Here is a 24,067-nt window from a genome sequence, read left to right as displayed (position 1 = left end):
CACAGAGGACATGGATAATGGTTCTAAAGCATACCACTCCTAGTGAAAAGGCTTCTCATCCGATCCCGCAAGAAGCCTTCGATTGGTACGACGAATACGCCCACGGAAAAATCTCGCGCCGTGAGTTTCTTAACAGGCTGGGTGGCCTTGCGGTGCTTGGCTTTAGCATGACAGCACTGGTCGATGCGTTAACCCCGAATTACGCACTTGCAGAACAAGTTTCATTTAACGATCCTGACATCAAAGCAACTTACGAAACCTTTCCATCTCCAAATGGGCATGGAGAAGGGCGTGGTTATTTGGTGATGCCACAGAAGAAGACCTTAAAATCGCCGACCGTGTTGGTGATCCATGAAAACCGAGGTCTGAACCCTTATATCAAAGATGTCGCAAGACGACTTGCAAAAGATGGCTTTATTGCTTTCGCTCCAGACGCACTTTATCCACTCGGCGGCTATCCGGGGAACGACGATGAGGGGCGCGCCATGCAGAAAGAGATGGACAGAGCCAAGATCGAACAAGACTTTATTGCAGCGGCTAACTTCCTTAAGCAATACGAGGGTGGTAACGGTAAATTGGGCGCGGTTGGATTCTGCTTCGGTGGATACATTGTCAACATGCTTGCGGCGGTAATGCCAGAAGAGCTCGATGCAGGTGTGCCTTTCTATGGAACACCAGCGGCGCAAGAGATCCAAAAGCAAGTCAAAGGGCCTTTGATGATTCACTTTGCAGGGCTCGATGAGCGCGTTAACGACACATGGCCTGCTTATGAGCAGCAATTGATCGCAACCGACGCACAGTATCAAGCGTTAATGTATGAAAACGTCAACCATGGTTTCCATAACGACTCAACAGCACGCTACGCACCGGAAGAAGCAGCACTCGCTTGGGAGCGCACACTCGGCTTCTTCAAAGAACATCTTGCCTCTAGTTAAAACGCGTCTATTTTAGTTGGCACATTCCTTGTTATGTCTCTCTTAGTGAGTGAGATATAAACAAGGAATGTGCATGACTCAATCAACGTCAAAAACACCCATCATAGTATGCTGTGATAGCCTCCAAGAGCAGGCTCGATTGTCCGGCTTATTGAGCAAAGATTACGACAACATTATCGGCTGCCAATTGGCACAATTAGAAACGCTTATGCAGCGAGAACCGTCGGCAAGCGTTGTAGTCGGATGGCAGCAGCCGACGGCAGAACTGCGTTTGATAGTCGATTTCTGCCGCAGAAAATCGGCACCACTTCTTATCGTCTTAAAGCAGTTATCATCCAATGATATCAATCGGTTATCAGAAAAAATGGACTATGTGCTCATGCCGCACGATAGTGAGTTTGCGCTTCAGCCTTGGATTGAACATGCGACACTAGTGAGAGCGAAATTCGAAAGTATGCAATCGGAAATTGAATCGCTGACCCATAAGATTGAAGAGCGCAAGCTGGTGGAAAAAGCCAAAGGTCTGCTGATGAAGATGCACAGCGTTGATGAAGAACAGGCTTATAAAGCACTTAGAAATTCAGCCATGCAATCGAGCCAAACGCTCGCACAAGTTGCCAAGAATTTGATAACTACTTTGGAGGTGCTTGATTAGTTGCTCTACCACTTTGGGGTTAGAGTGCATTTTCTAACGTGGTGCGTGTTGCACTATCAGCAAGCAATAACAGGGAATAACAAACGGCAAGATATACTAATCTATTGTATTTACTGTGAAAAATAAGTTGGCACAGTAATTGGATTAGAAGAATTGGGTTTATTGTTGAATCGCTTATCTCAATTATCAACGGCGGTAATTGTAGACTTAGCAACGGCGCTACTGCTCTTCGGAGTAGTGGCGCTTTTTTTATGGGAGCAAACCAATGAAATGGAGTTCGATGCTGAAAGTGTCAGCAATTTCGTTATCGGTATTCACCACGGTCAGCGTAAAGGCAGAGTTAGGTGAGCCAGAAATTGAAGACCTGAAGTTTGGTTTTATTAAGTTAACCGATATGGCACCGCTGGCGGTTGCTTATGAGAAAGGCTTTTTTGAAGACGAAGGCTTGTACGTCACTTTAGAAGCGCAAGCAAACTGGAAGGTGCTTTTAGACCGAGTCATCGACGGTGAGCTTGCTGGCGCGCACATGCTTGCTGGTCAGCCATTGGGCGCGACGATTGGTGTCGGCACAAAAGCAGAAGTGATTACCGCGTTCAGTATGGATTTGAACGGCAACGCAATTACGGTTTCCAATGATACTTGGGAACAGATGAAGCAATACATTCCAAAACAACCAGATGGCAAACCTGTTCACCCAATCAAGGCGGATGCGCTGAAGCCTGTGGTCGACAGCTATCTGGATAAAGGCAAACCGTTCAACATGGGCATGGTGTTCCCTGTATCGACACACAACTATGAGTTGCGATACTGGTTAGCGGCAGGTGGGATTCATCCAGGCTTTTATGCACCAGACTCAGGCGATAACAGTGGCCAGTTGGATGCTGACGTTCTTTTGAGTGTTACACCGCCACCACAAATGCCAGCAACAATGGAAGCGGGCACGATCAAAGGGTACTGCGTAGGCGAACCATGGAATCAACAAGCCGTATTCAAAGGCATTGGTACGCCAGTCGTGACTGACTACGAAATCTGGAAGAACAACCCAGAGAAAGTGTTTGGTGTTTCCAGAGCTTGGGCTGAAAAGTATCCAAACACGCACATTCGTGTAGTGAAAGCCTTGATTCGAGCGGCACATTGGTTGGATGAAAACGACAATGCCAACCGCCAAGAAGCAGTGAAGATGCTATCAAAAAGTGAGTATGTTGGAGCGGATGCCGAAGTTATCGCCAACTCAATGACGGGCACATTTGAATACGAGAAAGGCGACAAACGAGACGTGCCAGACTTCAACGTGTTCTTCCGTCATAACGCCACGTATCCGTATTACAGCGATGCGATTTGGTATCTGACTCAAATGCGTCGCTGGGGACAGATCTCAAGCGAGAAATCCGATGATTGGTACATGAATGTGGCAAAAGAGGTTTACCGTCCAGATATCTACCAACAAGCAGCTCAAGCGCTAATTGAAGATGGTGTGTTGAGCAAAAAAGACTTCCCAGATTTCAGTGCTGAAGATGGTTTCCGTGCGCCACAAACACACTTTATCGACAACATCGTTTATGACGGTCGCGAGCCAAATAAATATCTAGAGAAGTTCTCTATCGGGCTTAAAGGAAAAGACAAGGTTTAGGATGAGCAGTCCTACAAAAAATACAGCGGGCAGGTGAGTTTGCCCGCAATAACAAGGATGTAAATTTCTTAGGAGTGAGTATGTCTAGTAATGTCATTTCCCTTTTTCCTGCTAAGCAGGTAGTGAACCGAAGCCGGTTGGTGCTTTTGCCCGTCATTGGCTTGCTGATCTTTTTGGCAATGTGGCACTTAGCAGCGAGAGAAGTGCAAACCTCATTAGGTACGCTACCGGGGCCTGTGCAAACTTTTCAGCAGTTCAGCAACCTTGTCGATGACCATTGGCAAGAGCGAGAAAAGGAACAAGCGTTTATCGAACGTCAGGAAAAACGCAATGCTGCGAAGTTAGTCAAGAATCCGGATGCGGAAGTGAAGATTCGTCCTTACACAGGTAAACCGACGTTCTTCGACCAAATCATAACAAGCTTAGTGACTGTAACTGCCGGCTTTCTATTGGCGACTGTCATTGCGATTCCACTTGGCATCGTGCTTGGTCTGAATCAAGGACTGTATCAAGCGTTCAACCCAATCATTCAATTGCTCAAGCCCGTATCACCTTTGGCTTGGCTGCCTATCGTCACTATGGTGGTGAGTGCCACTTATGTGAGTGATGATCCGATGTTTGCTAAGTCGTTCATTAACTCTCTGATCACTGTGGCGCTGTGTAGCTTATGGCCGACGCTGATTAACACCGCTGTGGGTGTAACAAGCGTTGATAAAGACTTAATCAATGTGAGTAAAGTGCTTCAACTTTCCTGGTGGCAGCACATCCGCACCATCGTATTACCTTCTGCCATACCAATGATCTTCACAGGTTTACGTCTCTCTTTAGGTATCGCTTGGATGGTGTTGATTGCGGCAGAGATGCTCGCGCAGAACCCTGGGTTGGGAAAGTTCGTTTGGGATGAATTCCAGAACGGCAGTTCGGCATCATTGGGTCGTATTATGGTCGCAGTCATCACCATCGGCTTTATCGGTTTGATGCTCGATAGAGGCATGTTGCAACTTCAAAAGTGGTTGTCTTGGAATAAACAACAAGCGTTGAGATAAGGGAAAAGATCATGGAAAAAGCATTATTAGATCTAACGCGTTTAGGGATGCGATTCCCAACGCCAGATGGCGAGTTCATCGCGCTTAAGAACGTCGATTTACAAATCAATAAAGGCGAGTTTGTATCCCTAATTGGTCACTCTGGCTGCGGTAAATCAACGGTATTGAACTTAGTCGCTGGGCTACACATGCCAACAGACGGCGGCGTGATCGTCGATGGACGAGAGGTGGCAGGGCCGGGACCCGACCGCGCAGTGGTGTTCCAAAACCATTCATTGTTGCCTTGGCTCACTGTGTATCAAAACGTTGAGCTCGCAGTAAAACAAATTGCTGGCAAAAAGGGCAAAGCGTGGATTCAGGAACAAGTGAATCACTATTTGGAGTTGATTCAAATGCAGCATGCCGCGCACAAAAAGCCGGATGAAATCTCTGGTGGTATGAAGCAGCGAGTCGGCATCGCCAGAGCACTGGCACTTCAACCAAAGGTTTTGCTGATGGATGAACCATTTGGTGCGTTGGATGCGTTAACTCGTGCGCATTTGCAGGATGCACTGATGAAGATTCAAGCCGAGCTAAACAACACCGTCATCATGATTACCCACGATGTGGATGAGGCGGTGTTGCTATCCGACAAAATCGTGATGATGACTAACGGACCGGCGGCAACCATTGGTGAAGTGTTAGAAGTGAATTTACCGCGTCCCCGTGAGCGTGTCGCACTGGCGGATGATGCGCAGTATCAGAAGTGTCGCCAAGCCGTGTTGAAGTTCCTTTACGAGAAGCAATCTAAAGTCGAGATTCCTGCTTCGAAAGAAGACAAACCCAAAACCGCAGCGCAAACGGCATAAGGAGGCAGCGATGAACAGTCCTTTAACGATTCCAGTAAAGAACGCATTGAGCCACATCGTTGTGGTAGGCAACGGTATGGTCGGGCAACACCTCGTCGAGCAATTAGTGCAGAAAAACGCGCATTTGGAGCACCGAATTACCGTGATTGGTGCAGAGCGCTTTATCGCGTATGACCGTGTACAGTTGTCCTCTTTGTTTGCGGGTAAGTCTCATGATGATTTGATGCTGAGTAACCAAGAATGGTACGACATGCATGGCATCCAACTCGTACTTGGCAGCCAAGTAACAGGCATCGACAGAGAGCAAAAGCGTATTCTGCTTGATGGTGAAGATGTGCTGGGTTACGACCAACTCGTGCTCGCGACCGGTTCTTACCCGTTTGTGCCTCCAATTGAAGGTAAAGACCGAGACAACGTGTTTGTCTACCGCACGCTTGATGACCTTTCACAAATCAAAAAGGCATGTGAAGGCGCAAGAACAGGCGCAGTGATTGGCGGCGGCTTGTTGGGTTTAGAAGCGGCAAACGCACTCAAACTATTGGGGTTAGAAACTCACGTTATTGAATTTGCTCCCCGCCTGATGCCCGTGCAGTTAGACGATGGTGCTGGCTTAGTGCTAAAAGAGAAGATTGAAGCGCTGGGGCTAACCGTTCACACCTCAACGGGTACGGAACGAATCTGCGATGGTGAAACGGCTAAGCATCGTATGGTATTTAAAGACAAAGATCCTCTCGAAGTGGATGTGATTGTCTTTTCCGCAGGGATTCGCCCTCAAGATGAGCTGGCAAAAATGGCTGAGCTAGAAGTAGGCGAGCGAGGCGGTATTGTGATTAACAACCAATGCCAAACCAGCGATGAGAACATATACGCGATTGGCGAATGTGCCCTTTGGGAGCAGAAGATCTTTGGTTTAGTCGCACCCGGTTACACCATGGCGAGAACCACTGCCGATGTCTTGACTGGGATGCCAAGCGAAGGTTTCAAAGGTGCAGACATGAGCACTAAACTTAAGCTGCTTGGGGTAGATGTGGCGTCTATCGGCGATGCACAAATGCAAACCGAAGGCGCACAAGAAATGGTATTGCAAGATGCGGTTGCAGGCATCTACAAAAAGCTGGTGGTTGATGCGAGTGGTACCCAATTGCTTGGTGCAATTCTTGTTGGTGACAACAGCGATTACGATGCGCTCTTACAGTGTTATTTGAACAAAACGGTCCTGCCAGACCACGCAGCGAACCTGCTGTTTGATACCGGAATGCTTGATGGAGAGATGCCAGACAGCGCCATCATCTGTTCTTGTCACAACGTCACAAAAGGCGACTTAGTTGCCGAGATTCAAGCTGGCACTACCAACCTGACGGATCTTAAAGCAAACACTAAAGCCGGTACTGGCTGTGGTGGCTGTAGCAATATGGTCAAGTCGGTATTGGATACTCAATTGGCAGCCATGGGAGTAGAGGTTAACAACCACCTTTGTGAGCACTTTGAGTTAAGTCGCCAAGAGATGTTCCATATTTGCCAAGTGGAACAAATCAAAGACTTCGACACCTTAATCGCACTGCATGGCAAAGGGCATGGGTGTGATATTTGTAAGCCGACAGCAGCATCTGTGTTTGCTTCTTTGTGGAATGAACACATCATGGAACCACAGCATCAATCTCTGCAAGATTCCAACGATGCCTTTATGGCGAACCTGCAAAAAGATGGTTCTTACTCGATTGTACCTCGTGTTCCGGGCGGCGAAATTACACCAGACAAACTTATCGTGCTAGGCGAAGTTGCTCAGCAATACGATCTGTACACCAAAATCACTGGCGGTCAGCGCGTGGATTTATTTGGTGCGCAGTTAGAGCAACTCCCAGAAATCTGGCAAACCTTAATTGATGCTGGTTTTGAAACAGGGCACGCCTACGGCAAGTCGGTGCGCACTGTGAAATCTTGCGTCGGTTCTACTTGGTGTCGCTATGGTGTTGATGATTCAGTTGGATTAGCCATTGAGTTAGAGAACCGCTACAAAGGATTGCGAGCGCCCCATAAGCTTAAGTTTGCCGTATCGGGCTGTACTCGCGAGTGTGCAGAAGCACAAAGTAAAGACATTGGGGTGATCGCCACTGAAAACGGCTGGAATCTATATGTGTGTGGTAATGGCGGCATGAGACCAAGACACGCTGATTTGTTTGCATCCGACTTATCTAAATCAGAGTTGATCACCATGATCGACCGAGTCTTGATGTTCTACGTCAGCACCGCTGATCGCTTGCAGCGCACGTCGGTGTGGATGGAGAACATGGAAGGGGGCTTAGATTACCTTAAACAAGTGATTTTGGATGACTCTCTCAACCTATGCGATGCATTGGATGAGCAAATGGAGCGAGTCATAGATACCTATCAATGTGAGTGGAAGAGTACGCTGGATAATCCTCAAAAACTGCAACGCTTCCGTCCTTTCTTGAACAGCACGTCGGGCAGCAAAGTCTTGCCTTACCAGCGTGTGCGCGGTCAGCGTATTCCAGTGAAACAGGAGGTGTAAATGGCAGCTTTAACCAAAGTGAAATTGTGTCAGCTTGATGACCTAATGCCGTTCATCGGTGCCACTGTATTGATTGAAGGCGAGCATGTCGCGCTATTCTACATTCCTGATAGCGGTGTTTACGCCGTTCAAGATTGGGACCCAATTGGTAAGGCTTATGTGATGAGTCGAGGGATTGTCGGTGATATTGATGGTGAGATGTGTGTTGCATCACCACTGTATAAACAGCACTTCAGTTTAAAGAGTGGGCAATGTCTGGAAGACGATGCGCACTGTCTAAAAACGTGGCAAGTAACGATCGACGATAATCAGGTTTGTTATTTAGTCGAAGAATGATCCTAGAAATTTGCCTGCTCGATATGAGTAAATTCTTAGCGTAAGAGATAAGCGAATAAAGCTCCAGAGACAGCACAGTATGGCTCTGGAGCTTTTTACTATTTGGAAGGATTCACTCGGAGTTCGGTATAGCCAGTCGAGTCGTCCATCGCTCTGGTAAACTCAAGTTTTGAGTAAGAATGGATGATCAATTCTGCGGTAGTATCAATCACTGTGCCTTCCAACAAATGCCCACCCCAAACTCGTCCTTCACGATCAGACACCGAGATATGAACGTGTTGATGTTCAGCCGTTAGGGTTCCCATCACAGAGACAATTTCAAATGGCTCTTGTTTGGTTAACGTACTCTCTGCACCTGCCAAACGAAGGTTGAGGTCAGAGACACAACCAACGCATGAAGCAATCGAGCCTGCTTTGATACCATGCTGCTCGACCAATTTCGCTAAGCTCAGCTTTAAGTCCATGCCTTTGGTAAGACGTACTGCTATCACTTCAATCGACATATTATTTCCTAATCAAAACCAGCAAGCAGGAAAGCGCCGTATCCAAGTCGGCATAACGTTTGGCTTTGCCAAGTACGCGCATGCCTTGCATGTTGTTGAGAACAAAACGAGCGAGTTCTTCTGGTTTCAACGTTTTTGGCACTAAGGTTTCTTTTTGCGCATTAGTCAGCGCATCCGCAATGATGTCGATAAGATGGTCAAACAAAAAATGCCCTTTGCGCAGTACGTCATCGTCTTCACCTGCATGCTCAATTAACGCATTTTGAATAAAACACCCACAGTTCCGTTTGCGCTGCAGCTCAGCAAAAGATTTAAGGAACGATTCTAACTCAGGTAAAGACGCGTCGTCTTTTTCTAAATCATTCAGTGAAGGTAGCGAGACCTTCTTCAAGTAGGTATCGAGCGCTTCGTAGTAGAGCTGTTGTTTGTCACCATAGGTGTTGTAAAGACTGAAGCGGTTGATGTTCAACTCGTCGGTGAGATCCGAGATAGACGTGTTCGCAAAGCCTTTGCGCCAAAACACATCCATAGCCACGAGAAGCTTTTCATCTCGGTCGAAGTTGGCTTTTCTTGCCATAAATTACCTGCCTGGGTCTGCTTATCGGGTAATTAAATTGCTTTGGAGGGATGGAACAGAGAACCTCTAGCGTTCGAACTGAACCAATATGATGAATACCCATCTATTCTTGGGTATCAGCCTCCAAATTCATGTGAACTCACAAACGGCATCAAAAATCTCTCTCAGCAAACAGACCCACAACTGTTTGAAAATTTTTGATAGTGAAGTTCTTGACTGATCGTTTATAAACTGGCTACAGTATATCCTAACCAATCGGTTAGAAAAAGATAAAAGGATGTGAAATGAAGCTCTATGAAACCGCAATGACTCCAAGTTGTAAGCGAGTTAGCATTTTTCTAAAGGAAATCGGTGGCGAGGTTGAGCGAATTGCGCTGAACGTTCGTGAGGGCGATAACCTATCTGAACCGTTTAAATCGAAAAGCGTGAATGGCAAAGTGCCTCTTCTGGAACTGGATGATGGCACGACGATCTGCGAAAGCGTGGCGATTTGTCGCTACCTAGATGAAGCGTTTGAAAATGATCTGGCGCTGTTTGGTGCTAACCAGCTTGAACGTGCTCAGGTGGAAATGTGGCATCGCGTTGTCGAATTCCAAGGCTTGTACACGGCTTTTCAGGCGTTTCGCAATATCACAGCAATTTACCAAGACCGTGAAAACTGTGTGGCTGCGTGGGGTGACGAGTCGAAATCTCGCGTATTAGAATTCTTACCAATTCTCGACAAGCGCCTATCAGAGAGCGAGCACATCGCGACGGACAACTTCACCATCGTAGACATTACCGGCTACATTTTTGTTGGTTTTGCCGTAAATGGTTTGAGTATTGAAGTGTTCGAAACCTACCCAAATATTGCACGTTGGTTTGAACAAGTATCGGTGCGTGAAGCGTTTCAAGGTTAACTTCTAACGTGATTTTTCTAAGCAGCAAGGCTTTTGTAGACTTGCTGCTTTTTGTCGTTTTAAGCGCAAAGATCTTCAATTTGTTCAGGTTTTCTCTTCTTTTTCTACCTTTCTCCTATAATTAACTCTGTTAATGAAACAACATCAATTGGCTCTCACGGCGTTTTGGAACCTTGAGTTCTTAGTTTGTAGACGTCCCAATCATTATTGGACTTCACCAAGTAATGAAGGACACCAAGCGACAAGGAGAGGTTATGCGTGTTCGAAGTAAAACCATCAATGGCGTGTTGTGTACGCTGCTCGTAGCGTCTGTGTGCGGACTCGTTGCCATGTATCAAAACCATAGTCAGCAGCATCAACAAATCGAGTTGCTGCGTGGGCAATTGATGGAAAAAGAAAACCAAATCGTCATCTCGAATGAGGCGTTGTCTTACACTCGTTATCAACATCAACTTTTAGCGGAAGATTACAGCCGTTTCAGAGATGCCCAATCCATGAGTAGCGTACTGCAATAGAACAAACAGGCAAGGAGAGGTATGAAGTCCATATTGTTGGTCGACGACAGCAAAACGGTCCTGCTCTACATGACCAGTGCATTGCAAAAGCAAGGGTACGAAGTCATTGCCGTTGAAGATGGTGAGTCAGCGTTAGAAGTGCTGACTCACCGAACTGACATTCAGTTTGTCCTCAGTGATTTGATGATGCCGGGCATCAGTGGCATCGAGCTTTGCCGTGAGCTTAAATCGTCGGCGTTTTCCCGTTATATCTTCTTTGTGCTTCTCTCTTCCCGTAACGATCAAGAATCCATCATCAAAGGCATGGATGCAGGCGCTGATGACTTTGTCGACAAGAAGACGTCTGTAGAGGAACTACAAGCGCGCATCCGTGCGGGCTTTCGTACCTTAGAACTGCACAACACGCTCACGACAAAAAACCAAGAGCTCGATTTAGCGTATCAAACCATTCAGCAGGATTTGGACTCTGCCGGAGAGTTAATGGAACAACTGTTGCCCGTGGAAGAACAGATTCATACGGCACAATTTAGCTTCACTTATGTTCCTTGTACCAAGATCGGTGGGGATATGTTGGGCTATGTCGAGCTCGATGAGTCCCACGTTGCGTTTTATGTCTTCGATGTTTCCGGGCACGGTATTTCTTCGGCGTTAATGGCATTCTCGATTCAACAAACGTTGTCACAACGTAACAAATCGGAGTCGATAACGTTAGACTGGAGCGACAACGAATACCGCATCAGTGAGCCTGCTGCCGTGATTGAGAGGCTTAATCGACGCTACCAGCAAACGCAGAACAGCAAGCTCTATTTCACTATCGAATACGCCGTGTTGAACACCGAAACCGGTGAACTGAATTATTGCACTGCAGGACATCCTAAATTCATTTGGCAACAGACGGAACAAAACCGCTTGGAACTTGTTGGTGACAACAACTTCATTGTCGGGGCATTGGAGCCGATGATGTACCAAGGTGGCAGTATCCAACTCAAGCCTAATGATGCGCTTTGGTTCTTCTCCGATGGCTTATTGGAAGCCAAGCAAGGCGAGGAGCTTTACGGCATTGACCGGCTGCTATCCAACATCGAAGAGAGTAAAGCGATGTCAGAAAAGGCACAAATCAATGCCGTTTTGGAGCAAGTGCAAAACTGGCAAGGAAAACCAGAAATTGACGATGATGTGAGCTTGTTGAAAGTGCAATGGTTGGGCTGTGCACAATCGCAAGCCGTTAAGTCGACAAGTTCGGTATTCCAGAAATCCTATCAAGCGTCTTTAGAAGTTTCACGCCAAGCGAGTCTCGAATTGGTTGGGTTCCTTCAACGACATTCGGTTTCTTCTCATGTCGCGCAAACCCTTGAGCTGTGTGTGGTTGAGTTGATGAACAATGCTTTCATCCATGCCTATCAAGAACAAAGCGGAAAAACGGTTGAGTTAGAATGCGAACTAACACAAGGTGAGCAGCAAAACATAGAAGTGCGTGTATTTGATTATGGTAATCGCATTTCTGATGAAACCTTCCAAAGTTACACCTCAAAGCAAATTGAGACGCCAAATCTATTCGATGAAGAGAGTTGGATGCCTTCAGGACGAGGTTTGATGCTCATAGCTCAAATGACAAATGGGTTTTCTGTATCACATCAAGGGGAGCGCAATTGCTTTACGGTCGTAATGGCATCGAAATCGTAACTTTTTGCTTGTGATACTGCTTAAATCTTCCTCTTACTCACATTATTTTTGTGCGCGCTAATCGATTGCCTAAACTTTATTTTTTCTGCCCGTTTTGAGTTAACCCTGCGTTAACTTTCCCCGTCGTATATTCGCCGTCAACCGATGGAGAGTCAGGGCTTCTGCCTCTTGTCATCGTGATTTTTCTCTCGTTTGTAGTTGGGAAATAAAAAATGAAGGCGAAAGGTTTTACCTTAATTGAATTGGTCGTGGTCATTGTCATCTTAGGTATTTTATCTGTGACGGCAGCGCCTCGATTCTTGAATTTGCAAGATGATGCGAGAAACGCGGCAATTGCTGGGTTAAGAGGGGCGATGAACGGTGCGATGGGCATTGTTTACGGCAAAGCGGCGTTGATGGGTGTCGAACGCGCAGAAGAGGCTAAATTGGATACTGATGGCACAGGAACGCTTGATTTGGCTATCGCTTACGGATATCCAAAAGCGACCTTGAATGACCTATCTATTGTGGTGCAAGGCTTGAGAGAAGACTGGGCACACAAAGAAATCCCTGGCAGCGCTTCAATTCACTTCGGCATTGCGGGTTATGACAAAACTTGCATCAAGTACACACAAGCCGGTGCGACTAGTCCAGCAACAGCCGTGGTTATCAAAGATCCGGCAGAGTGCAGTGGGTTAACAAAATGATTCTTAGAGCCACTTTTGAAGTGGCTTTTTTGTGCTCAAAAGTTGTGCGTATTCCCTCAAAAAGTTCCCCTAAAAGTCACTTAAAACATACCGTTATGGTGACGATAAAAATTAATCATTAAAACGGGGGCTGGCGTTAACTTAGCGTTAACCATGAGAAATTTAAGATATGACTCATATCACACACTGTGCCTCTTAAAGCGTTGGCTTTGAGATGGAATTTAACCTTGTTAATGATTAACAGGAAGTAGAGGCGAGTGTCATTGAACGTGTTGGTCAGCGAACTACGTGAATCCCAACTCAATAAAAACACTTATAAAGGTCTCTTAATGTCAGATTTCAACTTGTTGTACCAACCAAAACTAAAAGATGGCGTGATCGTTGGTCTTGAAGCTTTGCTACGACCAATCGATGTTGAAAAAACACTACCTGAATTTTTCGCCGAAGTGGAAGACAACATGGCGCTTGATCTCGCTGTGATGAAGCGTTGTTTGGAAGACATTGCGAAGTTTGACATTCAAATTCCGGTATCCATCAACATCTACCCAACCAGTGTTTTGAATGATTACTTTGTCTTCAGTGCGATCAAGCAGCTAAAAGGAAAGAACGTTTCTTTAGAGTTGGTAGAGCATCAAGGTGTTGAGCTGAACGACGAATTTCTTAGTCACGTTACGTTACTAAAAGACAACGGCATCAAGCTGTCTATTGATGATTTCGGTAAAGATTTCGCAAGAGCGGATTTGGCGCTCACTATCGGTGCGGATGAAGTCAAATTTGACCGTTCGTTGGTTCATGACATTGAGAAAAACTACAGCAAATTTAAGCACCTGTCGTTTTTGTACTCAAAGATCAAAACGCTATGTACACACAAAGTTGTTTTTGAAGGTGTTGAGAACAAGCGTCAAAAAGAACTGATCGAATTGTTTGCTGAAAAGCCAACGATTCAAGGTTTCTACTTCTATCCAGCAATGCCGCTAGAGGAGATTGTTGAGCTAGATTGCTTTTCCAACCTTGAGCAAGATGCACCCGTAGAAGCACTGCTACGAATGAGCTTGGATTTAGATTACAAGCTTTATAACTTTCTGATTGAAAACAATATTGAAGATGTACAGAGCGAGGAAGTGAATCGCTTTATTGAAGACCATGACATTTTGGGCGTCGTGCACAATGAAGACGTGAAAACGACTCTGAGCAACCTAAGAGACATCTATTTCAATAATACATCGATTATTGCGAACGGCGTTGTGTCGATGCTCGATTCAGCTGAGAAGCTGGTCATCATGAGAAACGAGCAAGGTGTGGTGATTTTTGATAATGCGGCACACCGAGAGTTGGTCGGAACCAGTATTGTTGGTGTGAAACCGCAAGAGATCATCCATGAAAACGAAAGCTACCGTTTGTGCTTAGAGAAAGATAAGAACTTGCTGCAAGACGAACATCTTATGTTCCACAAAGACAAAGAGTTTTTCGAGGGCATTGAGTACGACACGATTCGCGAAAAGATGGTCTACAACGGCAAGAAATTCATCATTGCGACTGTTTGTCCGTCGAATACTGGACTAATGGATGTAACCAAGGATGAGTTGACCAAGTGTTATACCCGTTCGTTCTTAAAGTACCACTTAGCGTCTTACGATAATCGCATCGTGGCTTTTCTTGATATGAATGGCTTTAAAGCGATAAACGACAACTACGGCCATCGTATTGGTGATAATTGTTTGGTGGATTTCGCGTGTTTATTACGTTCATCGCTACGCGAAAAAGATGTGGTGATTCGCTACGGTGGCGATGAATTTGTGATTGTTTTTGACTCTTCAGCATACGAAGACATTGAAAATCGATTGAACGCACTAAACGCGAAAATGGCGCGTTACTTTGCAGAAAAAGGTTTTGATTTGTCTTTCGCGTACGGCTTATCAAAAGTCGTAAATCACGATATTGATGCTGCGATTGAGTTAGCTGACAAGAACATGTACTCGGCAAAACGACGCTTTAAGCGCCAATTAAGTGTGGATTACGTTATCTAAAACTTTCTAACAGGGATGTTGTAAATGTTAGGAGTTTTAAATGAAAAACAAAGGTTTTACTCTCATTGAAATGATCGTGGTGATTGTGATTTTAGGCGTGTTAGCGGTGACAGCGGCTCCTAAGTTCATGGGATTACAATCCGACGCGAGAATCGCAACACTGCAAGCGACCAAAGGCGCTATTGAGTCCTCGTTTGCTATGTTTTCTGCCAAGTCAGAAATACCGTCTACTGAGATTCAACCTTGTGATTACCACAAGCAAATGCGCTGTATGGTCATTGATGGTCAGCAAATTCGTCTAACCAATGCTGACAATTATCCATGGTTTGATGTCTTTCCGAATCAAGCGCTGTCGCAGTTCAAAGCTTTGGTGAATGTTGACGTTTCTCCTCTTAACGATGATTTGCACGGTGAAGACAAACTCAACTTTGAAACGGATTACGACGGCGGATTTTGGATCTTCCCACAGTTTTATGGCGATTGGAGTGAACTTGATACACTGCGTTGCCGAATCCACTACACGCCAGCAACGGCAAGTAGAACAGGGCACAGTATTACAACACTGGAAACTGAAGATTGTTAATAACGAGCGAAACGTAAATGGAAGTCACGCACAAACATGTTCTGCTGGTGGACGACAATGTTGAACTAGCAAAAACCATTATGGAATATCTGGAGCTGCATGGTATTCACAGCGACCATGCAGCCAATGGGGTAATGGCATTACAGTTGGCACGATCGGATGAATACGATCTGGTGATATTGGATGTGAATTTACCTCATTTATCCGGCATCAAAGTCTGTGAAATCCTTCGAGCTGATGGCATCGATTTACCCGTACTGATGCTCACCGCAAGAAGTGAACTCAGCGACAAGCTTAAAGGGTTCAGCGCTGGTGCGGATGACTACATGGTAAAGCCCTTCGCGCTAGAAGAGTTAATGGCCCGTGTTCTTGCGCTGTTGAAGCGAAGTAGCGGTACGCCAGATCGCTTGGTAGTGGACGATTTAGTGTTGGATATCACGCAGAGGCAAGCTTATCGGGCTGGAATTGCTCTAACGTTATCGCCGACTTGCTACAATATTTTAAAAGTGATGATGAGCGCTAGTCCTTCACCGGTAAGTCGAAGTAAGATAATGCGATTGGTCTGGGGCGATGCGTCACCAGAGAGTAACAGCTTGAAAGTTCACATGTTTAAGCTGCGTCAGGCGGTGGATAAGGGGCAAAACACCAAGCTTATTCATACGCTTCCTAACTTTGGCTATGTGCTCAAGTCTGAGTCGCGGCATCAATAGGAAAATCATCAGTGAAGATCAAAGACAGTCTTAGAGTGTACGTCATCACCGTCTCTGCGGTGTTAGGGTTAATCCTTGCCGTTGTTGCGGGCTCTTATAGCACCTATAACCTCTATACTGGTATCGATCTTGTGACCAAAGGTGTCATGCTGGTGAAAGCGGAAACGGAAGAGCCGCAAGCAGGCAAACCCATCATCAACCCGCCTTTTATCATCACGGCCAACTGGGATGATTTACCCTTGGCATTTCAACTCAAGTTTGTTGAAAAAGAGCTCGCGGTAGGGAAGTTATTTAAAGCGACGGAGACTGAGTATCGCGCAGGGAGAAATGCCAACCGCTTTATCTATCTGTTGATCAAAAGTGAAGTGGACGCTCAAACCAAATTTGTTGCAGTCAAAATCAACAAAAACGCCTTCGATGATTTCGCCGACACACTAAATATCAACTTGCTGCCTCAATTAGATTACATCGTTGTTTTTGTTACCGTACTGCTGATCTTCTTTTTGGTTGGGGTATTTACCATCATCAAGAGAATCACCAAACCGGTTGAAGAGCTGAAAAACTGGGCAATCAATATTCGAGAGAAAGACGATTTATCCAAGGTTCCGGACTTTAAGTTTTCTGAGCTCAACATGATGGCGCGAGTTATCAACTCCTCGGTGTCGGCAGTCCGGAAAAGTGTCCGTAAAGAGCAAGATTTCATTCGTTATGCCAGCCATGAGTTAAGAACGCCAATTGCGGTTATTCGCTCTAATTCGGAACTGATGAAAAAGATGATCGCCAGTGATATGCCTAAAGAGCGTTTACTGAAGAATCTGCAGCGAATCGAAAACAACAGCTTAGCCATGTCCGATTTGTGTGACAGTTTGTTATGGCTCAACCACGAAAAGTCAACAGAACTCAGAGAAACGATGACCAGTCTGGGCGTATTAACCGAACAGGTCGTGAACGAGCAAAGATACTTGTTATCTGGAAAGAAGGTAGAGGTTGAAACCTCGGTCGATAGCTTTGAATGTTTGCACTTAGAAGGAATGTGCAAAATCGTGATTACCAATCTTGTGCGCAATGCCTTTCAGCACACCAATGAAGGTGAGGTCATCATCAAACAGCAAGGGCTGGAAGTACAAGTGATCAATCGAGATAAACAAAAAGACCTGACTCATGAAACGACGGGGTTTGGTTTGGGTTTGTTGATCATCAAGAAAATCTGCGACAAGTATTACTGGCAGTATGAAGAACAAGTGCTGGAAGATGGTCGCGCAGTGAAAGTGACGTTTGTTTAAAGGGCTATTCTTAGCATGAAAACAAGTGTAGGCATGAAAAACAAAGGCTTTACATTGATTAAACTCGTTATCGCTATCGTGATTTTGGGTATTCTCGCCGTGGTTGCTGCGCCGAGATTCCTGAACCTGCAAAAGGATTCAAAGGTTGCGGTTATGGAGACGGTTGAAGCAGCAATGCGAGCAGGTCTAGAAATGGTGCATACGCGTGCCATTGTCGAAGGTTTGGATCAAGGTGAGCAAGAGATCGTCATCAATGGCGTTGTGGTTCCGCTTAGAGATGGTTACCCACGCGTAGACGGTAATGATTCATTCGATGACATGAACAAACAAGTCTTAGCTTGGCTCAATATTGATGCGGTGTCTTTAACTACGGCTCAAAAAGATCCCAATGCTGCTGATCTGTTTACTGACAAAAGCACGCCAAACAACCAAATCTATATTTTCTTCACTTCTGATTTGGATAAGAAAAGCGTCAACTTCCAATGCCAAGTGATGTACCAAAACATCACCACTCCAGAAGTAAGATTACTGACTGACGCTTGCTAGATATCGTTGAGGGGTTACTTCAAGACAAACCCAAAGTTTTTGATGGTTTGGAGCAGCTTCTCTTCGTAATTATCATCGAGTGCATGCCTTAATTTGAACATGTGCACTTTTAAGCTGTTGGTGTCTGGCTGTTCATCTCCCCATACCTTCTGGATTAAGTCTTCACGGCTGATGGGGTTTGGAGTGGCGCGCAGCAAGACTTCTAGAATGCGATAGCCAGTAGGAGAGAGTTTGAGTTCATCGCTATCACGCATGACATGGCGCTCTTTCACGTTCATTTTTAAGTCTTTCAACTGCAGAAGGTTCACTTCGCCACTGCGTCGTCGAGAGAGCACTTTGACGCGCATTAACAGCTCTTCAAAGGCAAACGGTTTGGTGAGATAGTCATCAGCACCAGCTTCAAAGCCAACGATTTTGTCATCTAGTGTGTCCCGCGCAGTCAGCATAATAATAGGGACATCACTGCCTTGTTCCCGTAATTTCTTACACACCTCTATGCCAGACATGCGTGGTAAATTCAAATCCAATATCACGACATCGTGGTGCGTCTTGGCTATTAACTCTAACGCGGCTACGCCGTTCGAGACATGATCACAGCTAATGTCTTCAAGCTCAAAGTGTTCGACAGTGGTTTCTGCCAGTTCCAAGTTGTCTTCGACCAAAAGCAATTGAAGTGTATTTGAGCGCGTCACATTTTTCTCCAGCAGAATGCGGTAAGCGAAGTATAGATTATTAAGCCAGAACCGCAGAAAAACAAATACTTAAATAGAAATTTTAGGTCACGATAACGGTCGCTTTAACCAGTTGATAACCCACGAAATGCTAATTTAGCAACCAATTGAATGAATGGAGTTTGCAATGAGGCGCTCTACTAACTTTAAGGTGGCATTGTTGGCAACGTGCAATATGCTTTTTTGGGCGTCGATTGCTGTGTCTACGGTTGCGCTATCAAGGCCGAACATTTCGATAGAAGTTCTTATCTCACTGCTTTTTATTGCTGGTGTCTTTACGTGGACAACAATCTATTGGTTGGTTCGTAACTGTGTGAAACCCATTACGTGCATTACCAATGATATCGAGCGTATGAATCAAACTGGGAGCGTTGTACCTATCGCCAATATTTATGGGGAAGAATATGAAGCATTGCTTGTGGCGGTGAACAAAGCGATGAGATTGGCACAGGGTGAGAAACAAGAGCGCTAAGTGACCATAATCAAACAAATTCTGGTGCTATGCTTTAACGATGACATAAGAAAGGTAAGGGGCCATTAAACATGTCGCAAATCGAAATCAAATTGGAGCGTCCACGCGTCGAATTGCTGTTTGCCAAATATAAAGATCAAATCGGAGATGACTTTCCGGGCTATCGTAATCATGTTTATCGAACCATCACTTATGCGATGCATTTCCTCGGCAATGATGAGCAGTACGAGCAGTTAGTTGAAACGGCATTTGTTTATCACGACATTGGTTTGTGGACTGACCATGAATTGGCTTATCTCGAGCCTTCTGAAGCGGTTGCTTTGGCAGATAATGAACACTTTGAGTGGGGGTTAGATCCTGATGCTTTGCGCGGTGCGATTCATTGGCACCATAAGATTTCGCCGTATAAAGGGCCGCACCAGAAAGTCATCGAAGCATGCCGAAAAGCAGACTGGATTGATGCAACCAAAGGCAGTGTTCGTAAGGGGTTGAGTAAAGAAGTCATTGCAGAAGTGGAAGCGGCATTTCCAAACTTGGGCTTTCATGACACTTTGCTGCGTCTTGCAAAAGATTATGGCGGGTCAACGCTCGTTGGCGGCGTTAAAGTGACGTTGGGTATCGTTAAGTGGTAATTCGTCTTCTGCCTTAACCGTGAGTAAATATAACCACGAAAGTAAAGATAACCAAAAAACAGAAACAACCACGAAAACAAAAATGCCGAGGTGATGCAGTTCACTTCGGCATTTGTTTTTTTGAATAGGGAGGTTATGCGCTGACTTCTTGCTGCATGATTTGTTGATTGAAGGCGAGAGGGTCTTTCAAGATGGCACGCCCAACAGCTGCCAAATCGAGCCAACCGTTGTTTACGGCTTGGTCGATGTACTCTGCGCTTTCAATTCCACCAACACCAATGATAGGAACACCCAAGTCCGCTTGCTTGAGGAAGGTGGACTCTGATACCAGATAGCCTTCGCCGCGGCGATCTTTAGGACGATTCCATCCACCAATGCCAGATGACACATCAATGATGTCTATGCCTGCTTTGATTAGCAACTGGCACACTTCTACCATGTCTTCTTGGGTTAATCCTTCTGGGTAAAGGTCTTGACCGGGGATTCGCACCATCACCCCAATGTTACTATTGGCTTTGATTGCTTCGATGATCTCGACCACCAAACGAGTACGGTTTTCTAATGATCCACCATATTGATCATCACGTTGGTTTGTTACCGGAGAAAGAACTTGGTTTAAGCCATAACCGTGGGCACAGTGCAGTTCGACAAAATCAAACCCAGCCTTGTCGGCACGAAGCGCAGCATCGATAAAGTTCTGACGCCAAACAAGCATGTCTTCCAACGTCATTGCTTTTGGTTGTGGTAACACGCGATCGTAAGCGGGGACGGTTATGCCGGAAGGTCCCATTAAATCAGGGCATACCTCTAACTGTGCTTTACCGCCGCAATGCGTGATCTGAAAGCCAGCTTTTGCACCGCGAGCATGAATGACTTTTGCGATCGCTTGTATTCCCTCAATGCAGTCATCGCTGTGTACACCTAGTTGGTTCGGTTCACTTCGGCCGGTAAAATCCACAAAGCTGTATTCCACCATCACAAGACCTGCACCCGATTGCGCCAGTTTGTCATAGTGTTGAATGGTGGTTTGGGTGGCAATGCCATCGGTTGTCGCGGTTTGAGAGGCCATAGGTGGCACAACCAAACGGTTGTTGAGTTGGTGTTTCGCGACGTTCAATGGAGTAAAGCGAGTCATACGATCCCTCGTGTTATCGAAATAAGAGCAAATATTCTATGTCACTTTGCCAAGAATATGAGTGCGAATCTTCTGTTTCAATCCGAATACTTCGAATTTCTATCTTACATTTTCATAAATTACGCTAATTTAATTTTACTCATTACCGATCTTCGCTGAACTGAAGCATCACGTTTTTGTGCGTCAACAATATGCACGATGACATAAGAAAGAACACCGGAACCCGATAAAAGAAGAGGTGTGTATGTGGAAGGTTCGTGAGGTCAGTCCGACAGATTTTGAAGCCATTAACCGGCTTAACTTCGAGCAGTTAACTGGGCATTGTATGGTTCAATCGAGTTCAATATCTAGCTCAATACTTGAAAGCGGAAAGGACGACGAAAATTCACGTCGGGTGCTCGATTTTAGCCAATCTCGGATAACCAACCTCTATTACACGCCAGAGTCGTTTTGTGCACAAATTCTCGACCAAGGTGTGTTGTTCTGCCTTATCGAAAATGCGCGTAATCGGACAGCGGGTTATCTCTGCGTTCGGATGTGCAAACCTGATGGCAAGCAAGTTTATGCTTCAGGAGTGATGGTTTCTAACCTCTACTTTTGTGTAGAGCGTTTTTACCTCTCGCGCCGAGATAACCATCCAGAACTCGGAAAAAAGCTGTTTGAACACTTCGAACAATGGCGTGCGCAAATCTTAAATGTTCAAAAGCAATAACATAAAGAATTTGGGAAAACGCAAGATAGCTTAAGCCGTTATATCGCGGCAGTACCACGTCCCGAATTCATCTCTTCCATCGTTCAATCACAAACTCTCTCAATCACCACTGTCAAAGGAGCACCATATGGTGAAAACAACACAGTTAAGCTCATCAGAGCAAGAACAGAGCGGCCTATCCAACGAGGAGAAGGTATCGCTCTACAATACGTTTACACAACTCGTCTAAGAAATGTCATCGAATCTACCGCCAGTCTGTAACGTGAAATTGCTTCCCATCGCCAAAATCAAAGCAAATGGCTATAAGGCCAATACGATGGAGCCGGCGGAGCGCGATTTGCTGAAACGTTCTTTGCTCATAGATGGCATCACATCCCCGATCATTGTCAACAAAATCGACAAAGGAAAAGCGTTTACCATTATTGATGGTGTTCATCGATTTGAGCTAATACAGTCACATCCTGTTTTACAACCTATCCCTGGTTATGCGCCTTGCGTGGTATTTGATACCTGCCTACCGAATTGCATGTCCTCGTCTATCCGGCATAACAGCGCCCGAGGTACCACGGACTCTGAGGCCTTTGCGGATCTTGTCATCAACCTCGTTCAACTAGGTTGGAGTAACGAGCGTATCAACCAAGAAATAGGAATGCTCGACGGCGAAATATCAAAGGTGCTTCAGATTGGCGACCTAGGGGAGTATTCACGACAAACTAGCCTCTCTGCTTACTTGGAGTAATCTCGCTAGCACAACAGAGCAGGGTAGATTACTGCTGGTCCCAATAATCGAGTTTTCCGTTGATTGTGCCGACGTGTACGTTGTATCGCGGAAAGTTCTTAAACAAATACACTTTGTCACCATGACGTTTAGAGTTATAAAAAAGCACACGATACCCTGATGTCACATGGTTAAAGTGGTCATTAGAGTCTTGCAACCGATCATCGACTATCGGATTTCGACTGTAGATGAAATGAATGACTTGATCGCCTAGCTTAAATTGCCTTGCCTCCACCTTCCATTTAGATAACAAATCTCCATGCTCACTCTGCTTTGAATGCATGGCAACAACCTTGCCTCGATAGCACGTCATAAAAGTATCTCTCTCATCGGTTTTAAAATTGATGGAATAGCGACATGTTGCTCCATTAATAAACGAGTAAAGAATCGTTAGAATAATGCTTACAGTTAAAAGTAGAGCGAGTGCCATAACGGTTCTATTAATCATTTGCTTTTTCCTCATTGTTTAATTCAATTAAGCCAGAACGAGTAGAGTAAAAGTAATTCCCTGTTTTATTTTTAGTTAAGAGTGAAGGTGGATTATCTCCTTCAATATGGCAAATTTGACCTGTTTTAAGTTCTTTGCATTCTAAATTCACCCATGAAAGCCACCAAAAGAACAATATATAAACACAAACAAAAATGATGAATATCGAAAGAAAGAACTTTCGCTTTTCGCAACGACAACTTTCTACGGTATGGGTCACTAACGCATCGACTTGAACATTAGAGGGTTCATCAATCAAAGAATCTTTGTCTTTATTCTTTACGTCTGTATTTTGTTTGGGTATTTGGATCCGATAGCCTTTCTTAGGCACATTAAGGATTTTTATATTGTCGATTTCTAGCACCTTCCTTAAGTTGGTTATCGCGACTGGCAGCGAATTTGGACCGATGATCTCCGCACTTCCCCAAGCCTCAAGAATCAATTCATCCTTCACGACAACGTCACCAGGGCTTTTGCATAAACGATCTAAGATGCAACTCTCAGGTATGGTAATCGAGAACGACTTGCCATTTCCCAGAATGAGCTCAGCGCCGGATTCGGTTCGCTTCAGCGTGCAGTTTCCTATTGGCACTTCAATGCTGTCTATTTGTTGAGGTCTCATAAAGCTCCACCTTTATTATTTAGTTTTGAACGCTGATAAATGGTATGAAAGTTCACCCTTATGGTGTTGGTTTAATGTTAAATATATAAGTAATTAATCATTAATTTACATGTTCGATTGTTGTTTATAGGGATCTTGCCCACAAAAAAATGGACTATTTATTCATATTTGTTAAATGTCGTCACCCTTTATTATCCAACCGATCTCAGGCATATATATGAAGAATTTCTTCGCACAATTTCAGTCAATTGGTTGCAGTCAACAAGATGAAGAAATTAGATATGGTTATTTAATGTTTAGGAATGAATCTGAAAAGTGAAGATATTTTAGGTAATCGCAATCAGGGCATGGTCGTTGAGGGGATTACTTATCGTTCCATGCATTCTAACGTTTCAATTATTAATTCTTATTTAACGATGATTAATTACCTTTATTGAGCGAGGTAGAGGATGCTTGCATTTCTAACATAGGTTTTTGCGCTTAATAAACATGATTGTGGAATGCAT

General features: G+C 45.0%; 26 protein-coding genes. 20 read left to right on the top strand and 6 right to left on the bottom strand.

Annotation, left to right across the window (positions count from 1 at the left end; genetic code table 11):
- Window positions 1-17: 17 nt before the first annotated feature.
- The 7 genes from ACLIIY_RS26250 (at window position 18) to nirD (ending at window position 7,980) form a co-directional block, all read left to right on the top strand.
- The gene (locus ACLIIY_RS26250) at window positions 18-935 is read left to right on the top strand and encodes a dienelactone hydrolase family protein (protein ID WP_434528839.1); all 918 of its coding nucleotides are present in this window, start codon (window positions 18-20) and stop codon (window positions 933-935) included.
- Window positions 936-1,008: 73 nt separating this feature from the next.
- On the top strand, window positions 1,009-1,590 hold the full coding sequence (locus ACLIIY_RS26245; protein ID WP_012842515.1) for an ANTAR domain-containing response regulator: 582 nt from the start codon (window positions 1,009-1,011) through the stop codon (window positions 1,588-1,590).
- A 265-nt stretch (window positions 1,591-1,855) separates the two neighbouring features.
- Window positions 1,856-3,220: a CmpA/NrtA family ABC transporter substrate-binding protein gene (locus ACLIIY_RS26240; RefSeq protein WP_434528838.1), complete on the top strand. Its 1,365-nt coding sequence runs from the start codon at window positions 1,856-1,858 to the stop codon at window positions 3,218-3,220.
- Window positions 3,221-3,300: 80 nt separating this feature from the next.
- Window positions 3,301-4,266, top strand: a complete 966-nt coding sequence (locus ACLIIY_RS26235) for an ABC transporter permease (protein ID WP_079401738.1) — start codon at window positions 3,301-3,303, stop codon at window positions 4,264-4,266.
- A gap of 11 nt (window positions 4,267-4,277) precedes the next feature.
- A complete protein-coding gene (locus ACLIIY_RS26230) occupies window positions 4,278-5,114 on the top strand; it encodes an ABC transporter ATP-binding protein (protein ID WP_005450080.1) in 837 nt (278 codons plus the stop codon).
- Window positions 5,115-5,124: 10 nt separating this feature from the next.
- A complete protein-coding gene (nirB, locus tag ACLIIY_RS26225; protein WP_434528837.1) occupies window positions 5,125-7,644 on the top strand; it encodes a nitrite reductase large subunit NirB in 2,520 nt (839 codons plus the stop codon).
- Complete coding sequence (gene nirD, locus ACLIIY_RS26220) at window positions 7,645-7,980, top strand: nitrite reductase small subunit NirD (protein WP_050936462.1); 336 nt, start codon at window positions 7,645-7,647, stop codon at window positions 7,978-7,980.
- Window positions 7,981-8,078: 98 nt separating this feature from the next.
- Here nirD and ACLIIY_RS26215 read toward each other — a convergent pair whose 3' ends face one another.
- Entirely contained in the window at window positions 8,079-8,483 is a 405-nt protein-coding gene (locus ACLIIY_RS26215) for a PPC domain-containing DNA-binding protein (protein ID WP_434528836.1), read from the bottom strand.
- A gap of 1 nt (window position 8,484) precedes the next feature.
- Complete coding sequence (locus tag ACLIIY_RS26210) at window positions 8,485-9,060, bottom strand: TetR/AcrR family transcriptional regulator (protein WP_005375904.1); 576 nt, start codon at window positions 9,058-9,060, stop codon at window positions 8,485-8,487.
- Window positions 9,061-9,344: 284 nt separating this feature from the next.
- On the opposite strand from ACLIIY_RS26210, the gene ACLIIY_RS26205 reads away from it, so the two are divergent.
- The 9 genes from ACLIIY_RS26205 to ACLIIY_RS26165 all read left to right on the top strand — a co-directional run bounded on the left by ACLIIY_RS26205 (window position 9,345) and on the right by ACLIIY_RS26165 (window position 17,992).
- The gene (locus ACLIIY_RS26205) at window positions 9,345-9,959 is read left to right on the top strand and encodes a glutathione S-transferase (protein WP_005450075.1); all 615 of its coding nucleotides are present in this window, start codon (window positions 9,345-9,347) and stop codon (window positions 9,957-9,959) included.
- Window positions 9,960-10,213: 254 nt separating this feature from the next.
- Window positions 10,214-10,474 carry a hypothetical protein gene (locus ACLIIY_RS26200; protein ID WP_005443088.1) on the top strand — a complete coding sequence of 87 codons (261 nt, stop codon included), beginning with the start codon at window positions 10,214-10,216 and terminating at the stop codon, window positions 10,472-10,474.
- A gap of 21 nt (window positions 10,475-10,495) precedes the next feature.
- Window positions 10,496-12,157, top strand: a complete 1,662-nt coding sequence (locus ACLIIY_RS26195; RefSeq protein WP_434528835.1) for a SpoIIE family protein phosphatase — start codon at window positions 10,496-10,498, stop codon at window positions 12,155-12,157.
- A 212-nt stretch (window positions 12,158-12,369) separates the two neighbouring features.
- Window positions 12,370-12,843, top strand: a complete 474-nt coding sequence (locus ACLIIY_RS26190) for a type II secretion system protein (protein ID WP_434528834.1) — start codon at window positions 12,370-12,372, stop codon at window positions 12,841-12,843.
- Between the two features lie 329 nt (window positions 12,844-13,172).
- On the top strand, window positions 13,173-14,870 hold the full coding sequence (locus ACLIIY_RS26185; RefSeq protein ID WP_434528833.1) for a GGDEF domain-containing protein: 1,698 nt from the start codon (window positions 13,173-13,175) through the stop codon (window positions 14,868-14,870).
- Window positions 14,871-14,910: 40 nt separating this feature from the next.
- Window positions 14,911-15,453, top strand: coding sequence for a prepilin-type N-terminal cleavage/methylation domain-containing protein (locus ACLIIY_RS26180; RefSeq protein WP_009704587.1), 543 nt, complete (start codon window positions 14,911-14,913; stop codon window positions 15,451-15,453).
- A gap of 17 nt (window positions 15,454-15,470) precedes the next feature.
- Window positions 15,471-16,163: a response regulator transcription factor gene (locus tag ACLIIY_RS26175; protein WP_061009148.1), complete on the top strand. Its 693-nt coding sequence runs from the start codon at window positions 15,471-15,473 to the stop codon at window positions 16,161-16,163.
- An 11-nt stretch (window positions 16,164-16,174) separates the two neighbouring features.
- Window positions 16,175-17,446 (top strand): sensor histidine kinase, encoded by a 1,272-nt coding sequence (locus ACLIIY_RS26170; RefSeq protein ID WP_041053241.1) that lies wholly within the window; start codon window positions 16,175-16,177, stop codon window positions 17,444-17,446.
- A gap of 15 nt (window positions 17,447-17,461) precedes the next feature.
- Complete coding sequence (locus tag ACLIIY_RS26165; protein ID WP_434528832.1) at window positions 17,462-17,992, top strand: type II secretion system protein; 531 nt, start codon at window positions 17,462-17,464, stop codon at window positions 17,990-17,992.
- Between the two features lie 14 nt (window positions 17,993-18,006).
- Here the strand turns inward: ACLIIY_RS26165 and ACLIIY_RS26160 are convergent, their stop codons facing one another.
- Complete coding sequence (locus ACLIIY_RS26160) at window positions 18,007-18,684, bottom strand: response regulator transcription factor (protein WP_434528831.1); 678 nt, start codon at window positions 18,682-18,684, stop codon at window positions 18,007-18,009.
- Window positions 18,685-18,850: 166 nt separating this feature from the next.
- Between ACLIIY_RS26160 and ACLIIY_RS26155 the strand changes: the two genes are divergently transcribed.
- Together ACLIIY_RS26155 and ACLIIY_RS26150 are read left to right on the top strand one after the other, a co-directional pair.
- The gene (locus ACLIIY_RS26155) at window positions 18,851-19,195 is read left to right on the top strand and encodes a hypothetical protein (RefSeq protein ID WP_054823880.1); all 345 of its coding nucleotides are present in this window, start codon (window positions 18,851-18,853) and stop codon (window positions 19,193-19,195) included.
- Between the two features lie 71 nt (window positions 19,196-19,266).
- Entirely contained in the window at window positions 19,267-19,827 is a 561-nt protein-coding gene (locus ACLIIY_RS26150) for a hypothetical protein (RefSeq protein WP_009704581.1), read from the top strand.
- Between the two features lie 133 nt (window positions 19,828-19,960).
- Here ACLIIY_RS26150 and ACLIIY_RS26145 read toward each other — a convergent pair whose 3' ends face one another.
- Window positions 19,961-20,962 carry an NADH:flavin oxidoreductase gene (locus ACLIIY_RS26145; RefSeq protein WP_434528830.1) on the bottom strand — a complete coding sequence of 334 codons (1,002 nt, stop codon included), beginning with the start codon at window positions 20,960-20,962 and terminating at the stop codon, window positions 19,961-19,963.
- A 244-nt stretch (window positions 20,963-21,206) separates the two neighbouring features.
- On the opposite strand from ACLIIY_RS26145, the gene ACLIIY_RS26140 reads away from it, so the two are divergent.
- Window positions 21,207-21,674 (top strand): hypothetical protein, encoded by a 468-nt coding sequence (locus ACLIIY_RS26140; RefSeq protein ID WP_434528829.1) that lies wholly within the window; start codon window positions 21,207-21,209, stop codon window positions 21,672-21,674.
- A gap of 232 nt (window positions 21,675-21,906) precedes the next feature.
- Window positions 21,907-22,413, top strand: a complete 507-nt coding sequence (locus ACLIIY_RS26135; protein WP_434528828.1) for an IbrB-like domain-containing protein — start codon at window positions 21,907-21,909, stop codon at window positions 22,411-22,413.
- A 28-nt stretch (window positions 22,414-22,441) separates the two neighbouring features.
- Here ACLIIY_RS26135 and ACLIIY_RS26130 read toward each other — a convergent pair whose 3' ends face one another.
- Both ACLIIY_RS26130 and ACLIIY_RS26125 read right to left on the bottom strand, forming a co-directional pair.
- Window positions 22,442-22,900 carry a hypothetical protein gene (locus tag ACLIIY_RS26130; protein ID WP_045417836.1) on the bottom strand — a complete coding sequence of 153 codons (459 nt, stop codon included), beginning with the start codon at window positions 22,898-22,900 and terminating at the stop codon, window positions 22,442-22,444.
- Entirely contained in the window at window positions 22,893-23,561 is a 669-nt protein-coding gene (locus ACLIIY_RS26125; RefSeq protein ID WP_434528827.1) for a winged helix-turn-helix domain-containing protein, read from the bottom strand. Before ACLIIY_RS26125 ends, ACLIIY_RS26130 begins: the two co-directional genes overlap by 8 nt.
- Between the last annotated feature and the right edge of the window lie 506 nt (window positions 23,562-24,067).

This window comes from Vibrio sp. K4 (assembly GCF_051122595.1).
Classification (GTDB): Bacteria; Pseudomonadota; Gammaproteobacteria; order Enterobacterales; family Vibrionaceae; genus Vibrio; species Vibrio owensii.
The sequence above is the reverse complement of the archived record's forward strand: the minus strand, read 5'-3'. Positions and strand labels throughout refer to the sequence as shown.

Excerpts from the sequence above, each read along its gene's own strand:
- ACLIIY_RS26250 (WP_434528839.1), top strand. The coding sequence starts at position 18 with ATGGTTCTAAAGCATACCACTCCTAGTGAAAAGGCTTCTCATCCGATC.
- ACLIIY_RS26245 (WP_012842515.1), top strand. The coding sequence starts at position 1,009 with ATGACTCAATCAACGTCAAAAACACCCATCATAGTATGCTGTGATAGC.
- ACLIIY_RS26240 (WP_434528838.1), top strand. The coding sequence starts at position 1,856 with ATGAAATGGAGTTCGATGCTGAAAGTGTCAGCAATTTCGTTATCGGTA.
- ACLIIY_RS26235 (WP_079401738.1), top strand. The coding sequence starts at position 3,301 with ATGTCTAGTAATGTCATTTCCCTTTTTCCTGCTAAGCAGGTAGTGAAC.
- ACLIIY_RS26230 (WP_005450080.1), top strand. The coding sequence starts at position 4,278 with ATGGAAAAAGCATTATTAGATCTAACGCGTTTAGGGATGCGATTCCCA.
- nirB (WP_434528837.1), top strand. The coding sequence starts at position 5,125 with ATGAACAGTCCTTTAACGATTCCAGTAAAGAACGCATTGAGCCACATC.
- nirD (WP_050936462.1), top strand. The coding sequence starts at position 7,645 with ATGGCAGCTTTAACCAAAGTGAAATTGTGTCAGCTTGATGACCTAATG.
- ACLIIY_RS26215 (WP_434528836.1), bottom strand. The coding sequence starts at position 8,483 with ATGTCGATTGAAGTGATAGCAGTACGTCTTACCAAAGGCATGGACTTA.
- ACLIIY_RS26210 (WP_005375904.1), bottom strand. The coding sequence starts at position 9,060 with ATGGCAAGAAAAGCCAACTTCGACCGAGATGAAAAGCTTCTCGTGGCT.
- ACLIIY_RS26205 (WP_005450075.1), top strand. The coding sequence starts at position 9,345 with ATGAAGCTCTATGAAACCGCAATGACTCCAAGTTGTAAGCGAGTTAGC.
- ACLIIY_RS26200 (WP_005443088.1), top strand. The coding sequence starts at position 10,214 with ATGCGTGTTCGAAGTAAAACCATCAATGGCGTGTTGTGTACGCTGCTC.
- ACLIIY_RS26195 (WP_434528835.1), top strand. The coding sequence starts at position 10,496 with ATGAAGTCCATATTGTTGGTCGACGACAGCAAAACGGTCCTGCTCTAC.
- ACLIIY_RS26190 (WP_434528834.1), top strand. The coding sequence starts at position 12,370 with ATGAAGGCGAAAGGTTTTACCTTAATTGAATTGGTCGTGGTCATTGTC.
- ACLIIY_RS26185 (WP_434528833.1), top strand. The coding sequence starts at position 13,173 with ATGTCAGATTTCAACTTGTTGTACCAACCAAAACTAAAAGATGGCGTG.
- ACLIIY_RS26180 (WP_009704587.1), top strand. The coding sequence starts at position 14,911 with ATGAAAAACAAAGGTTTTACTCTCATTGAAATGATCGTGGTGATTGTG.
- ACLIIY_RS26175 (WP_061009148.1), top strand. The coding sequence starts at position 15,471 with ATGGAAGTCACGCACAAACATGTTCTGCTGGTGGACGACAATGTTGAA.
- ACLIIY_RS26165 (WP_434528832.1), top strand. The coding sequence starts at position 17,462 with ATGAAAACAAGTGTAGGCATGAAAAACAAAGGCTTTACATTGATTAAA.
- ACLIIY_RS26155 (WP_054823880.1), top strand. The coding sequence starts at position 18,851 with ATGAGGCGCTCTACTAACTTTAAGGTGGCATTGTTGGCAACGTGCAAT.
- ACLIIY_RS26150 (WP_009704581.1), top strand. The coding sequence starts at position 19,267 with ATGTCGCAAATCGAAATCAAATTGGAGCGTCCACGCGTCGAATTGCTG.
- ACLIIY_RS26145 (WP_434528830.1), bottom strand. The coding sequence starts at position 20,962 with ATGACTCGCTTTACTCCATTGAACGTCGCGAAACACCAACTCAACAAC.
- ACLIIY_RS26140 (WP_434528829.1), top strand. The coding sequence starts at position 21,207 with ATGTGGAAGGTTCGTGAGGTCAGTCCGACAGATTTTGAAGCCATTAAC.
- ACLIIY_RS26135 (WP_434528828.1), top strand. The coding sequence starts at position 21,907 with ATGTCATCGAATCTACCGCCAGTCTGTAACGTGAAATTGCTTCCCATC.
- ACLIIY_RS26130 (WP_045417836.1), bottom strand. The coding sequence starts at position 22,900 with ATGATTAATAGAACCGTTATGGCACTCGCTCTACTTTTAACTGTAAGC.
- ACLIIY_RS26125 (WP_434528827.1), bottom strand. The coding sequence starts at position 23,561 with ATGAGACCTCAACAAATAGACAGCATTGAAGTGCCAATAGGAAACTGC.